Annotated in this window: 18 protein-coding genes; 8 read left to right on the top strand and 10 right to left on the bottom strand. The window is 70.8% G+C overall.

The genetic code is table 11. From position 1 onward, the window contains the following. The first annotated feature begins 86 nt into the window (after positions 1-86). Positions 87-554: a DUF411 domain-containing protein gene (locus EPO51_RS25240; RefSeq protein WP_293356495.1), complete on the top strand. Its 468-nt coding sequence runs from the start codon at positions 87-89 to the stop codon at positions 552-554. A gap of 56 nt (positions 555-610) precedes the next feature. On the opposite strand, the gene EPO51_RS25235 is transcribed toward EPO51_RS25240, so the two are convergent. Then, complete coding sequence (locus EPO51_RS25235; RefSeq protein ID WP_293356492.1) at positions 611-811, bottom strand: heavy-metal-associated domain-containing protein; 201 nt, start codon at positions 809-811, stop codon at positions 611-613. A 157-nt stretch (positions 812-968) separates the two neighbouring features. Here EPO51_RS25235 and EPO51_RS25230 point away from each other — a divergent pair, with 157 nt between their 5' ends. Continuing rightward, positions 969-1,277 carry a copper-binding protein gene (locus tag EPO51_RS25230; RefSeq protein WP_293356489.1) on the top strand — a complete coding sequence of 103 codons (309 nt, stop codon included), beginning with the start codon at positions 969-971 and terminating at the stop codon, positions 1,275-1,277. Between the two features lie 17 nt (positions 1,278-1,294). Here the strand turns inward: EPO51_RS25230 and cueR are convergent, their stop codons facing one another. Further along, a complete protein-coding gene (cueR, locus tag EPO51_RS25225; RefSeq protein ID WP_293356486.1) occupies positions 1,295-1,738 on the bottom strand; it encodes a Cu(I)-responsive transcriptional regulator in 444 nt (147 codons plus the stop codon). A 298-nt stretch (positions 1,739-2,036) separates the two neighbouring features. On the opposite strand from cueR, the gene EPO51_RS25220 reads away from it, so the two are divergent. The 6 genes from EPO51_RS25220 to EPO51_RS25195 all read left to right on the top strand — a co-directional run bounded on the left by EPO51_RS25220 (position 2,037) and on the right by EPO51_RS25195 (position 4,906). Then, positions 2,037-2,417: a DUF305 domain-containing protein gene (locus EPO51_RS25220; RefSeq protein WP_293356484.1), complete on the top strand. Its 381-nt coding sequence runs from the start codon at positions 2,037-2,039 to the stop codon at positions 2,415-2,417. Positions 2,418-2,617: 200 nt separating this feature from the next. Beyond that, on the top strand, positions 2,618-2,797 hold the full coding sequence (locus tag EPO51_RS25215) for a hypothetical protein (protein ID WP_293356482.1): 180 nt from the start codon (positions 2,618-2,620) through the stop codon (positions 2,795-2,797). Continuing rightward, positions 2,794-3,234, top strand: coding sequence for a Spy/CpxP family protein refolding chaperone (locus tag EPO51_RS25210; RefSeq protein ID WP_293356480.1), 441 nt, complete (start codon positions 2,794-2,796; stop codon positions 3,232-3,234). The genes EPO51_RS25215 and EPO51_RS25210 overlap by 4 nt, the downstream gene beginning before the upstream one ends. Next, complete coding sequence (locus EPO51_RS25205; RefSeq protein ID WP_293356477.1) at positions 3,231-3,815, top strand: RNA polymerase sigma factor; 585 nt, start codon at positions 3,231-3,233, stop codon at positions 3,813-3,815. The genes EPO51_RS25210 and EPO51_RS25205 overlap by 4 nt, the downstream gene beginning before the upstream one ends. 15 nt (positions 3,816-3,830) lie before the next feature. Continuing rightward, on the top strand, positions 3,831-4,331 hold the full coding sequence (locus EPO51_RS25200) for a nuclear transport factor 2 family protein (protein ID WP_293356474.1): 501 nt from the start codon (positions 3,831-3,833) through the stop codon (positions 4,329-4,331). A gap of 110 nt (positions 4,332-4,441) precedes the next feature. Next, the gene (locus EPO51_RS25195) at positions 4,442-4,906 is read left to right on the top strand and encodes a hypothetical protein (RefSeq protein WP_293356471.1); all 465 of its coding nucleotides are present in this window, start codon (positions 4,442-4,444) and stop codon (positions 4,904-4,906) included. Between the two features lie 448 nt (positions 4,907-5,354). On the opposite strand, the gene EPO51_RS25190 is transcribed toward EPO51_RS25195, so the two are convergent. The 8 genes from EPO51_RS25190 to trbF all read right to left on the bottom strand — a co-directional run bounded on the left by EPO51_RS25190 (position 5,355) and on the right by trbF (position 10,826). Continuing rightward, a complete protein-coding gene (locus EPO51_RS25190; RefSeq protein ID WP_293356468.1) occupies positions 5,355-5,579 on the bottom strand; it encodes a hypothetical protein in 225 nt (74 codons plus the stop codon). Between the two features lie 189 nt (positions 5,580-5,768). Next, positions 5,769-6,161 (bottom strand): response regulator, encoded by a 393-nt coding sequence (locus EPO51_RS25185; protein ID WP_293356465.1) that lies wholly within the window; start codon positions 6,159-6,161, stop codon positions 5,769-5,771. A gap of 87 nt (positions 6,162-6,248) precedes the next feature. Next, positions 6,249-6,659, bottom strand: a complete 411-nt coding sequence (locus EPO51_RS25180) for a helix-turn-helix transcriptional regulator (protein WP_293356462.1) — start codon at positions 6,657-6,659, stop codon at positions 6,249-6,251. A gap of 283 nt (positions 6,660-6,942) precedes the next feature. Continuing rightward, positions 6,943-7,539 (bottom strand): lytic transglycosylase domain-containing protein, encoded by a 597-nt coding sequence (locus tag EPO51_RS25175; RefSeq protein WP_293356459.1) that lies wholly within the window; start codon positions 7,537-7,539, stop codon positions 6,943-6,945. Beyond that, complete coding sequence (locus EPO51_RS25170) at positions 7,527-8,021, bottom strand: S26 family signal peptidase (RefSeq protein WP_293356456.1); 495 nt, start codon at positions 8,019-8,021, stop codon at positions 7,527-7,529. Before EPO51_RS25170 ends, EPO51_RS25175 begins: the two co-directional genes overlap by 13 nt. Continuing rightward, positions 8,018-9,139 (bottom strand): TraB/TrbI/VirB10 family type IV secretion system protein, encoded by a 1,122-nt coding sequence (locus tag EPO51_RS25165; RefSeq protein WP_293356453.1) that lies wholly within the window; start codon positions 9,137-9,139, stop codon positions 8,018-8,020. The genes EPO51_RS25170 and EPO51_RS25165 overlap by 4 nt, the downstream gene beginning before the upstream one ends. After that, positions 9,136-10,164: a TrbG/VirB9 family P-type conjugative transfer protein gene (locus EPO51_RS25160; RefSeq protein ID WP_293356450.1), complete on the bottom strand. Its 1,029-nt coding sequence runs from the start codon at positions 10,162-10,164 to the stop codon at positions 9,136-9,138. The genes EPO51_RS25165 and EPO51_RS25160 overlap by 4 nt, the downstream gene beginning before the upstream one ends. Continuing rightward, entirely contained in the window at positions 10,143-10,826 is a 684-nt protein-coding gene (gene trbF / locus EPO51_RS25155; RefSeq protein WP_293356447.1) for a conjugal transfer protein TrbF, read from the bottom strand. The genes EPO51_RS25160 and trbF overlap by 22 nt, the downstream gene beginning before the upstream one ends. Between the last annotated feature and the right edge of the window lie 5 nt (positions 10,827-10,831).

The raw sequence follows: 10,831 nt of genomic DNA, 5'->3' as shown, positions 1-10,831 counted from the left end.
CGACCCGCCCTCCGCTCGCAATTGCGCGACCGAAGGTCCTCGAACCCGGGCGGCCAGCGCCGCGCCACCTTAAACTGGAGTTTCCGATGCCGATCCTACCCCTGAACCGTCGCGCCCTCTTCGGGGGCGCCGTCGGGCTCCTGGCCACCACCGGCGCTTGCGCCCAGGCCGAAGTCCGCGAGCTCACGGTCTACAAGACACCGTGGTGCGGCTGCTGTGGCGGCTGGGTCACGCACATGACCCGAGCTGGCTTCCAGCCCAAGGTGGTGGAACTGGAAGACCTCGCCCCGATCCGCGCCAAGCACGGCGTCCCGTTTGTGCTCTCCTCGTGTCACACCGGCGTCATCGACGGCTATGTGGTCGAGGGCCACGTCCCGCCGGCCGACGTCGTGCGGCTGCTGCGCGAGCGTCCGAAGGGGCTCGGCCTGGTGGTCCCCGGGATGCCGATCGGCTCGCCGGGGATGGAGCAACCCGGAGGCCACCGCGAACCGTTCAAGACGCTGCTGCTGCTCGACCGCTCAGGCCGCACCCGGCCGTTTGCCAGCCACGCCTGAGCCGAGGCCGCGCGCGTAACAGCAAGGTTCGGGCGGAGCGCCGCTCCGCCTGTCCTTCAGTCCGCGATGCGGGCGGCATACCCGGCCGCCGTGATGGCGCCGGAGATCGCCGCCGGGTCGGCGTTGGTCCGCGCGTCCACCGTGCCGGCGGCCAGGTCGACCTTCACCTCCGCCTGGGGATCCACTGTCTGAACGGCCTGGGTCACCGCGCCCACGCAGTGGCCGCAACTCATGCCGTCAACTTTCAACCGAAGCATTCGCACCTCCATGGCTGTCTTCGGCGCCTGAGATGGGGCTTGCCATCGTGGGAAGGTCAAGGGGATGGCGTGGAAGATGAGGGTTCAGCGTCGGCGGGGCGTATTCCCTTCGACGTCCGCCGCAGTGGCGGCAGACCCTGCCCCCAAGGAGTTTCCCATGAAGTTTGCCCTCATCCTCGCCGGCGCCCTCGCTATCGCCGCGCCCGCAGCCGCCCAGCATGAGGGTCACGGCGCCACTTCCGCCAAGCCCGCCGCGGGTGTGGTTCAGGGTACGGGCACGGTGAAGGGCGTGAACGCCAAGGCCGGCACGGTCACGCTGCACCATGGTCCGATCGCGGCGCTCAAATGGCCGGCCATGACCATGACGTTCAAGGCCACGCCCGAGGCGTTACAGGCCGCGAAGACCGGCAAGTCGGTCACCTTCACGTTGAACGCAGCGGGCGACCAACTGCTCTCGCTCCGATAGCGGCAACCCGCGGAGGGTCAGCCGCCGAAGCGGCCCTTCGCGGTCCGGCGGCCGGTCCCGGCCGGCCGCGGATCGCCCGCGGCGAGGTCCATGAGGATTGGGCAGTCGGGACGGTCGTCGCCCGCGCAACAGCCCGAGAGGTGGCGCAGGGTATCGGCCATGGCCTGCATCTCCGCGATGCGGCCCTCCAGTTCCGCCACATGGTCTTCGGCGATGGCCTTCACCTCCCGGCTGGGCCGGGCGCGGTCGCGCCAGAGCGACAGGAGATTGGTGATCTCCTCGACGGAGAAGCCGAGGTTGCGGGCGCGCTTGATGAACCGCAGCTCGTTGACGTTCTTCTCGTCGAAGCTGCGATAGTTGCTGTCGGTGCGCTCGGCCGGACGCACGAGGCCGATCTGCTCGTAGTAGCGGATCATCTTCGCGCTGACGCCCGAGGCGCGGGCCGCCTGACCGATGTTCATCCGAGCCCTCCCTCGCCATTGCACCGCGGTCGCCTGCGCCGCCCTCCTGATGGACCTTCCCACCGTAGGAAGGTCAAGCGCCGCGCAGTGGGGATACGCGCCACTCCAGTTCGATCCCTCAACCGGATCTATCGCGGCGACCCGTAAGCGTCCTGCCAAGCAACCTTCCAATGTTTGGAACTCTCCGGGCGTTGTTTTCACAGCGTCGCAACTCATCGTGCGCCCTGGACTTTAGAACGCGGCGCTCACCCGCAGAGAGAAGGCTGGTGAACCCAAGTCAAAAGCGAGGATAGATCAGATGAAGATGTCGCCAATCCTGGCCGCCGCGGCGGCCCTTACCCTCGGCGCGGGCGCCGCCGGGGCGCAGCCGCCGATGGATCACAGCAAGATGGCGCACGACGCGAAGGGAGCCGGGCCCCATAGGGCGATGGCCGACAAGGCCTTCATGATGTCCATGCAGAACATGGACAAGGCGATGATGGCCGCAAAGGGCGCGACCGTCGACGCGACCTTCGCGAAGAAGATGATCGCCCACCACGAAGGCGCCATCGCCATGGCGCGCGTCGAACTCGAACACGGCGGAGACGCCCAGGCCAAACAGCTCGCGCAGAAGACGATCGATGAGAATACCCGCGGCATCGCTGAGCTCCGCGACTGGCTGCGCCAACACGGCGGCTGATCCGCAGTCCTCGTCCCGACCGCGGACTCTTGCGGGATCGCCGCGCGCCGGGCGTATATCCCTTGAGGCTGGGGCGAGGACGACCGATGGCGAACGATCTGGATCATATGCTCGCACGTCTCGCGCAGCAGACGTCGGATGTCCGACTCGACGGGCTTGAGGACCGCGTACTCGTAAGCCTGGCCCGGCGCCGGGAGGAGATGAGCGCGTCCCGGGCGCTGATCCCGTTCCGCGCGGCCTCGGTCGGCCTGGCGATGGCCGTGGGGGTCGCGGCCGGCGGGATCGCCGCGGCGACCACGCTCACCGAGCCGCACCGTTTCGACACCTTCTCCACGGGCGCGCACCTCGCGCCCTCGACCTTGCTCGAGGGTCGCGGATGAGCTTTGCGCGCGGCCTTCTGATCACGCTGGCGCTGTCCGTGCTGGCCGCCTTCGCCGGGGCGTGGGGCGGGGCGCGCTACATCGTCGCCCAGATGCACGACGAGCCCCCGCTGCATGAGGTCGTGCACAAGAAACTCAACCTCACCGCGGACCAGGAACGTCGGATCGCCGGCCTTGAGCGGGACTTCGCGGTGCGGCGGCAGGGGCTGGAGTCGGAGATGCGCGCCGCCAACGCCGACCTCGCCCGCGCCATCGAAATCGAACATGCCTACTCACCGGCGGTGCAGCAGGCCGTGGATCGCTTCCACCGTGCGATGGGTGAGTTGCAGAAGGAGACCATCCTGCATGTCCTGGCGATGCGCCAGGTGCTCACGCCGGACCAGGCCGCCCGTTTCGACGACACCGTGGTGAAGGCGCTCACTGACGAGACCTCGTGACCCCGTCCGACGACCCGACCGACGGCGACCTGGCGCAGCGGGCCGGTCGGGGCGACGAGCGCGCCTATGCCCTTCTGGTCGGTCGCCACAAGGACCGCCTCTATGGCCTTCTGCGCCGCTACCTCGGCGACCCGGAGGAAGCCCGCGAAGCCGCCCACGAGGCCTTCATCGCCGCCTGGTTCGCGCTCGACCGCTACAATCCGGCTCGGCCCTTCGACGCCTGGCTGCGGACCATCGCCATCAACAAGGCCCGCGACCGCGGACGCCGCCTGGCGTTCCGCTGGCTGGTCTTCGGCGACCGCCCGCTCGACGACAGCGGCGCCCACGAACAGCCGGACCCGTCGCCGGACGCCGAAGCCGCGCTGGTGGAACGCGAGCGGCTGGCGATGCTGGAGCGCGGCATTGCGCGCCTGCCGGCGCCCCTGAAGGAAGCCCTGCTGCTGACCGCCCTGGAGGGCCACTCGCAGCAGCAGGCCGCGGAGATCCTCGGCGTTACCGTCAAGACGGTCGAGACCCGCATCTACCGCGCCCGCAAGACCCTCTCGCAGACCCTCGACCCAACCCTGCGGCCCGGGCGCTGACCCTGGAGGCTCCCCATGTCCCGCCATCTGAACGGCGTCCTGTTGTCCGCCCTGCTCATCGTTGCCGCGGGCTCAGTGTCGGCGCACCCCGGCGATCACCCGCAAGCCGGCGCACGGCCGGCGGCCCAGGCGCCGCCGGAAGCCGCCCGGGTGGTGGACGCCTTCCATTCGGCGCTCAGCCGCGGCGACAACGTCACCGCCCTGGCGCAGCTCGCCGACGACGTGCTGATCTTCGAAGCCGGTGGGACCGAGCGGTCTAAGGCCGAGTACGCTTCGGCCCACCTGGCCGGCGACGCCGCCTTCGCCCAGGCCATCCCCGCCAAGCTCGTGCGCCGCACCGGAGGCATCAGCGACGCGTTCGCCTGGGTCGCCTCGGAGGGTCGGACACAGGGCCGCTACAAGGACCGTGACGTGAACCGGGTGACGACCGAAACCATGCTGCTGCGCCGCGACGGGCGCGGCTGGAAGATCGTCCACGTCCACTGGTCGTCGCGCGCGGCCGCGGCCGCCCCCTAATGCGAATCGCGCCACATGAACCGAGCCTGTCAGGCGCGGTCAGACGAAGGCAATGGCCGGCGCGGTCTACTGCTGATGCGCCCCTTGGGCGCTCAGCAAGGGATCGACAGATGAAAAAGCTCATTGGCGTCCTGTTGGCGGCAGCCGCGATCGGCGCCGTCGCCAGCCCCGCCCTCGCCAACGATGACGACGACGACGTTCATGATCGCGGCCGCTACAGCCAATACTTCGGCGGCTACCAGACCTTCGAGGACCTTTACCGGCACGACTGGCAGGGCATCCAGCACGGCCTCGGCGATGGCTCCTATACCCGACAAGAAGCCCGCTACTTCGTGATGCAGCTGCAGGACATCCGCAGGCGCGAGGCCTACTACCGCGCGTACGACGGCTGGCTGAGCCCGCGGGAAGGCCGTGACATCCAGGCTCGCCTGGAACGCCTGCATCAGGTGATGCACGAGGCGCACGAGGACGGTCACGACGTGCAGGACGACGACTGGCGTGGAACCAGCCCCGGCTACAGCGACAAAGGCTACGGCCACCGCCCCTACGCCCCGACCTACTACGAGCGCCGCTAGTCCCTACGGATGGGGCGCGGGACTGCGCTCCATCCGTCATCGCACAATACACCACGACGAGGCGATCATCTTCGCCGTGGCCGCCGTCGCGGCCTTTTCTGGCGGCCTCAGAGGCCGCGAGGCATGCCAAGCCGGCAGCCCCAGGGCCTCGGTAAGCTGGGCGATGCACCCGCCCCGATGCGATGATCCAGACCCTGGACTCGGCGTAGCGTCCGGTACGCCTTGCTGAAACGCTCTGACCGTTACGACGAAGCCGCTGCGCCAGAACACCGGAATTCACGGCGTAGGTTGCCACACCGGCAGCGAACGCTGGATGAGACGGTGTGGCGGTGGGTGCGGGCACGAGCACGAAGGAGCCCGGCCTTAGTGTGTCGAAGCCTGCTTCTGCCTGACGCTGATAAGGATTTCCACGGGCCTGTCTCGCCGCGCTGAGGACAAGCGCATTCGCTTACTGCAGAACGGCCGTCTTTGGCGCGCCGAAGCGTAGCGCCAGTTCCTCCGCGAGTAGGTCGATCTCTCCACGCAGCGCGCGCAACTCGTCAAGGTCGGCCCCATGGGCGCGAGCGACGATGGCAAGACACCGATCGACAATCGCGCGCGCCTCGCGGCTGTGCCGCACCTGTACTCGCAGGTCCAGGAAGTATGCGAGCGCCTCGTCAAACGTCTCGGGCATGCCGCGCTAGCCGTCCTCCTGTGCCGAGTTTGTCAACCGCACCGTAGGGAAGCGGACGATGATGTCCACGCAGTATCGCAGGCCCTTGGACGGCCGGCTGCCGACGAGACAAGTCCCAACCACTCGCGTCCATCCGGGCCGGTTGAGGGATCGAGAGTCATTCGAGAGGTCGAGCATATGCAGGCTGCCTCAGCCATCGCTACCGGCACGGTTGAGCAGTGAGGAGAGCGCGACCACGATCTGCGATGGCGCGAAGGGCTTCGTGACGACGATGCTGTTGGGCACGCCGTGCGCGCTCCACTCGTGGGCGCTGTCCCCGGTCACATAGACGATCGCCACCGCCGCGTCGCGCTCGCGAGCGGCTGTCGCGACGACCCATCCAGAGGGCCCAGATCCGAGGTTGATGTCCGTGACCAGGCCCACAATCGCGCCCTCGCCCTCAGCGAGTTCGGTGAGAGCCTCTGCCCCCGTTGCGGCCAGGGTCACAGTGAAGCCGGCGTCTTCCAGCGCGTCGCGAACCAAGTCGGCGACGAGAACCTCATCGTGGACCACAAGCACCCTCAGGTGCGAGACCTCGCCCATGATCCCCCCAAGCGTCGGCTACGCGACACACGGGGAAACGCAGGCGCTCGAGAATGGCTGCAATGGGTCGGACTTGATGGCCGCGCGCTACAGATCGAGCTGCATTTGTACCTGCCGGGCTGCCACTCGCGTTCGCCGGGCGCGGGCTCGCGAACCTGGACGGGGGGCTGAGACCGAACAACTCCGCTCCGGCAGGAGCCCTGGCGCCGGCTCGTCGACCGCCGACGCGCGCGGCGGCGTGATCGTTGCCGGCGTCTGCCGCGCGATGGTCGCATATTCCATACCCCGGCGTCCCCGTGAGATGCGCCAGGCGTCGACCTCAGCCTCGAGGTAGCCAACCCGGCCGGGCGAAATCACATAGGGTCGTGGAAAGTCACCGGCGCGCTGCAGGCGCCACGCCGTTGTGCGGCTGATCCCGGCGCTACGCTCGACCTCCTTCCAGCGCAAGTAGCGGCCGCTGGGAGCGTCCGGATCGACGAAGTCCTTCCAGTTCGGCATGGCTCACCTCACCGCTGCCCTGATACTGTCGATGCCGAGGCGCGCGAGCGCCGCAGACCCGTCCGTTGGCCCTCTGCCCAGGCCCGCAGGTCACCCCGCGGGTAAAAGGGTTTGCGCCGGATGTGCTGACAGGGCGGGCCGTCCCCGCCGACCGACCATATGCGCGCCAGGGTCGCGGGCTTCAGGGCGATGTTGAAGCGGGCCAGGTAGGCGGACGCCTCCTTGCGGGTCAGGAGATCCGCATCCTGTTCGCCGCCTGGCGCGGCCAGGTCTTCGCCGCCGGTCATCGGGCCGAACCGCGGCAATCGCCGACGCTGCGCACGGTCCGGCCAGCCGACAGGGCCAGGTAGCACTCGACCACATGGGCAACATAGGCCTGGGTCTCGGATATCTTCGGGATCCGACCCAGCCTCGCCACGCGTTCGGGGCCGGCGTTGTAGGCGGCGAGCGCCAGCCGCAGGTCGCCGAACCGCAGGAGCTGCCGCGCGAGATAATCCGCCCCTCCAGAGAGGTTCGCGTCGACATCGAACCGATCGGAGACGCCCAGCGCCGTGGCCGTCCCCGGCATGAGCTGGGTGAGGCCGCCGGCGCCGGCCGTCGAGACGGCCTGCGGCCGGTAGGCGCTCTCGACGGTCACCAGGGCGTGGAGCAGCTTTGGGTCGATCCGATGCCGGACCGCCGCCTCGCTCACGGCCGCATCGTAGGGCTGCCGGCTGGGGGGGAGCTGCGACGCCTCCGCGGTCTCGGGCGCGGGCGCTGCCGGCGCCGCGCCGACGAAGATCGCGCCGCCCGCACGGCCCCAGTCGGGTTCCGCCAGGGCCGGGGCGCCGACGAGCATCGCCAGCAGGCCGCCGAAACACCAGGACCTCACCATCGCCATACCTCCACGTAGACGCCCTCGATCGCCGCTCGGCGGATGGGGCCGAAGTAGCGGCTGTCGAAACTGGTTGGGGTGTCCCCCAGCACCACGAACTCGTCCCGCCCGAGGCGGCGACACCCGCGCCAGCCGGGCAGCGCAGACCCGCGACGATCCCGGGACAGGGCGGCCACTTCGCCGCGCGACCAGCTCAGGCGCTGGCCTTCGCGGCAGACCACCTCGCCCGGCCCCGCGGCGACGCGCTTCAGCAGGCGCGCCCCGGCGGGGGCGCCGAGACCGGCGAGGTAGAGCCGGGCCGACGCGGGAGGCGCCACGGCCACGATCGCACCCGGCGCCGGAACGGCGGCCGTTCGTAGGTAGACGCCCTCCGGCAGGCTCGGCGTTTCGTTGACGAGCCACGGCGCGGGCCGGGCCCGCGGAAGCGCAACCAGCACGCACGCAACGATGGCGGCCGCGAAGAGGGCGCGGGTCCAGCGGCGGGTCATGGCTGGTAGGGTTCCAGAACGAGGTCGCGGGTGATGAAGACCCGGACCCGGGCGCCGGGGCGCAGGCGCACGACCGGACGCACCTGCAGCTCCCGGTCCAGGAGCCTGCCGCCCACCTGGGCCGCCTCGATCGAGGCGGCGTCGCCCGCATCGCCCAGCAACCCGCCGGATCGATCGTCCTGGTCGCGGGCCACCTGGCCTAGGGTGGTGATCGCGCCGGCGAACAGGGTCGCGACCGCGAGCGGAAACAGTCGCCGATCGACCTCGCCCTTGGCGCCGATCGCCCCCTGGGCGTCGACGCCGGGCTCCTTGGGCAGCACCAGGCTCTTGCCGTTGGGCAGGATGAGCCGATCCCAGACGATGAAGGCGCGAGCGTCGCCGTGCCGGCTCTCGCCCTCGTGGCGGCCAACCAGCCGCGCGCCCTGCGGGATGAGCAGATGCCGTCCCGAGACCGTGTCGAAAACGCTCTCCGTCACGCTGGCCGTGACCGGCCCGGCGCGCGAGGTGTCCACCGCGGTCAGCAGGGCCGCGGGGACGACGGCGCCCGCCTTGACCTCGTAGGGGCTGAGCGGCGGGAGCAGCGCATGGGTGTTGTAGACGGCGCCGTAGTCGCCGCGCGACGCGTTGCCGCCGCCGGGCTCGGACGCCGGCGCGGCGGCGCGCGCACCGCCGCCGAAGAAGAGCGCCGAGCTGCGCGCGTCCTCCGCGAGGCCGTTCGCGGCCGGGCGTTGGCGGGGCGCCGGGGCGCGGGCGACAGGTGTCGGCTTCGGACCTGCGGTTTCGGGCCGCCCTCCCAGCCGGCGGGGCTCCGGCAGGCGGTCGAGATCGGCGTAGGTGGCGGGTGCGTCGGTGACGCGGTCGCTGGGGCGGACGGCGCCGCGCACCTCGCTGGGGCGGCCCTCCAGGCGCGCCTCGTGCGCCCGGGCGCGGAGCTCCGGCTGGACCACGAAGGCCCAGGCGAGCGAGCCCGCCACAAGGCCGGAGGCCGCCAGGACGGCGCCGGCGACCACCCCCTTCCGCAGCCGCACCACCGGCGGCCGGGGCGCACGGGTCTCCAGCGGCGGCATCGGCGTCTTCGGGGCGGGGCCGGCGGCGTCGGACGGGGACGTGGCGGTCATGAGGGCGCTCCCATGCGTTCGATGCGGACCACCTGTGCGCGCCGCCCGCCGACCCGCAGCTCGGCGGCCTGGAGCACCCGGTCGACGACCCAGAGCCCGCCCTGCTGCCGGTAGTTGACGAGCTGCGCCTGACCGTCCGGCCCGACCGCGAACAGCGCCGGGGCTTCCGCGGCGGTGACCGTGGCGGGAAAGGTTAGGAAGGTGCGGACGCCGTCGGTCATCACCGCCGTCGGGGTCCAGGCGGGCCGCCGCCCCTTCGCGGCGATCCGGAAGCGGGCGTCGAGCGGCCCCTGCGGCGCCACCAAGCCCGGCGGCGGGCTCGACGCGGTGGGCGCGCCTGTGTCGAGCACCGCGCCCACGTCCCAGGTGATGGCGGTGTTGAGGGTCTCGGGCGCGCCGCTCCGGAGCTCCAGGAGATAGACGCGATGGCTGGTGGCGAGGACCAGGTTCGTCGCAAGGCCCCGCTGCAGCGGCTTGATCATCACGTGGGCTCGCTGGCCGGGCCCATCCCCCGACTGCGTCTCCCCGATCTGCCATCGGACCGTGTCCCCGGCGGCCTTGGAGATGATGGTCTCCCCCGGCGAGAGGGTGAGCGTCGTGACTCGGAGCGGCGCGGTCCACACCTCGTAGACCCGGCCGGGATCGTAGACGAAGACCTGGACGCCCCCGAGGAAGGCCCGCGACCGCGAGGTCGCCAGCGCCGAGGCGTTGGCGGCGGCGATCGCGGCGCGGCCGGAGCCGTCAGGTTCGGGCGGAGGGATGGCCCGCGCCCTCGTTGCGGTACGCGTCGGGGCGCGCCGCTGCGGGTTCGGGATCGGGGCCATGGTCGCGAACGCACGGGCCTCGACGTGCAGCGACGTCGGCGTCGCCGGCAGGCTCGGCGCCGGCTCGGGACGCGCCTCGGCCGTCGTCGCGGCGTCCACGGACCCGGGCGCCAAGGGCCGCAGGCCGAGGTGCGGCAGGGTGGAGCAGGCGGCCAGGGACAGGCCGGCGGCGGCCGGGATCAGGAGGCGTCGGGCGTCCATGATACGTCCTCTATGCGGATGCCGAGGGGGTTCTTGAGCAGCTCGGCTTCGGTCTTCGGAGGCTGCAGCTTCAGCGTGATCAGCGCGCGCCAGCGGGTCTGGCCGGCCTGCTGGCCGTTGACGAACCGGGTCTCGCGCCATTGCAGGTCGTAGGTGCGGCCGCTGCGGCGCACGACATTCAGGATCTCGACGTTGACCGCCTCGCGGCCCACCTCGGCGAAGGGGTCGTGGGCCTGGGCCCAGGCGTTCAGGAAGCCCGCCGTTTTCGGGGTCACAAGGTCGTAGGCGGCCAGCCAGTTCTGGCGGATCACCACCGGGTCAATCGACTTGGCCCGCACGTCGCGGACCCAGCCGGCGAGCGCATGGCCGATCTGGGCCTCCGTCGGCTCGTAGCGCCCGTCGAGCGCGGTGATCCGCTGGGTCTGGCCCCACTGGCTCACCTCCACAACGAACGGCTTCACCACCGCCTGCTGCGCCTGCATCCACCAGCCGGCGCCGAGGAAGCCCGCGATCGCGAGGTTCGCGAACGCCATGCGCCGCCAGTTGCGCGCATGCGCCAGGCTGAGGCCCATGCGGTCGTCCCACACTTGGCCCGCGCGCTGGTAGGGCGTGGCTTCCGGGGTCGCCGACAGGGCGCGTTTCGGACGAAAGAAGGGATGCATGGGGA

This window comes from Phenylobacterium sp., assembly GCF_004297125.1.
Taxonomy (GTDB): Bacteria; Pseudomonadota; Alphaproteobacteria; order Caulobacterales; family Caulobacteraceae; genus Phenylobacterium.
This window is presented reverse-complemented; position numbering and strand designations above follow the sequence as displayed.

Excerpts from the sequence above, each read along its gene's own strand:
- EPO51_RS25210 (WP_293356480.1), top strand. The coding sequence starts at position 2,794 with ATGAGCTTTGCGCGCGGCCTTCTGATCACGCTGGCGCTGTCCGTGCTG.
- EPO51_RS25195 (WP_293356471.1), top strand. The coding sequence starts at position 4,442 with ATGAAAAAGCTCATTGGCGTCCTGTTGGCGGCAGCCGCGATCGGCGCC.
- EPO51_RS25170 (WP_293356456.1), bottom strand. The coding sequence starts at position 8,021 with ATGACCCGCCGCTGGACCCGCGCCCTCTTCGCGGCCGCCATCGTTGCG.
- cueR (WP_293356486.1), bottom strand. The coding sequence starts at position 1,738 with ATGAACATCGGTCAGGCGGCCCGCGCCTCGGGCGTCAGCGCGAAGATG.
- EPO51_RS25230 (WP_293356489.1), top strand. The coding sequence starts at position 969 with ATGAAGTTTGCCCTCATCCTCGCCGGCGCCCTCGCTATCGCCGCGCCC.
- EPO51_RS25240 (WP_293356495.1), top strand. The coding sequence starts at position 87 with ATGCCGATCCTACCCCTGAACCGTCGCGCCCTCTTCGGGGGCGCCGTC.
- EPO51_RS25220 (WP_293356484.1), top strand. The coding sequence starts at position 2,037 with ATGAAGATGTCGCCAATCCTGGCCGCCGCGGCGGCCCTTACCCTCGGC.
- EPO51_RS25190 (WP_293356468.1), bottom strand. The coding sequence starts at position 5,579 with ATGCCCGAGACGTTTGACGAGGCGCTCGCATACTTCCTGGACCTGCGA.
- EPO51_RS25165 (WP_293356453.1), bottom strand. The coding sequence starts at position 9,139 with ATGACCGCCACGTCCCCGTCCGACGCCGCCGGCCCCGCCCCGAAGACG.
- EPO51_RS25160 (WP_293356450.1), bottom strand. The coding sequence starts at position 10,164 with ATGGACGCCCGACGCCTCCTGATCCCGGCCGCCGCCGGCCTGTCCCTG.
- trbF (WP_293356447.1), bottom strand. The coding sequence starts at position 10,826 with ATGCATCCCTTCTTTCGTCCGAAACGCGCCCTGTCGGCGACCCCGGAA.
- EPO51_RS25235 (WP_293356492.1), bottom strand. The coding sequence starts at position 811 with ATGCTTCGGTTGAAAGTTGACGGCATGAGTTGCGGCCACTGCGTGGGC.
- EPO51_RS25185 (WP_293356465.1), bottom strand. The coding sequence starts at position 6,161 with ATGGGCGAGGTCTCGCACCTGAGGGTGCTTGTGGTCCACGATGAGGTT.
- EPO51_RS25175 (WP_293356459.1), bottom strand. The coding sequence starts at position 7,539 with ATGGCGATGGTGAGGTCCTGGTGTTTCGGCGGCCTGCTGGCGATGCTC.
- EPO51_RS25180 (WP_293356462.1), bottom strand. The coding sequence starts at position 6,659 with ATGCCGAACTGGAAGGACTTCGTCGATCCGGACGCTCCCAGCGGCCGC.
- EPO51_RS25215 (WP_293356482.1), top strand. The coding sequence starts at position 2,618 with ATGAGCGCGTCCCGGGCGCTGATCCCGTTCCGCGCGGCCTCGGTCGGC.
- EPO51_RS25200 (WP_293356474.1), top strand. The coding sequence starts at position 3,831 with ATGTCCCGCCATCTGAACGGCGTCCTGTTGTCCGCCCTGCTCATCGTT.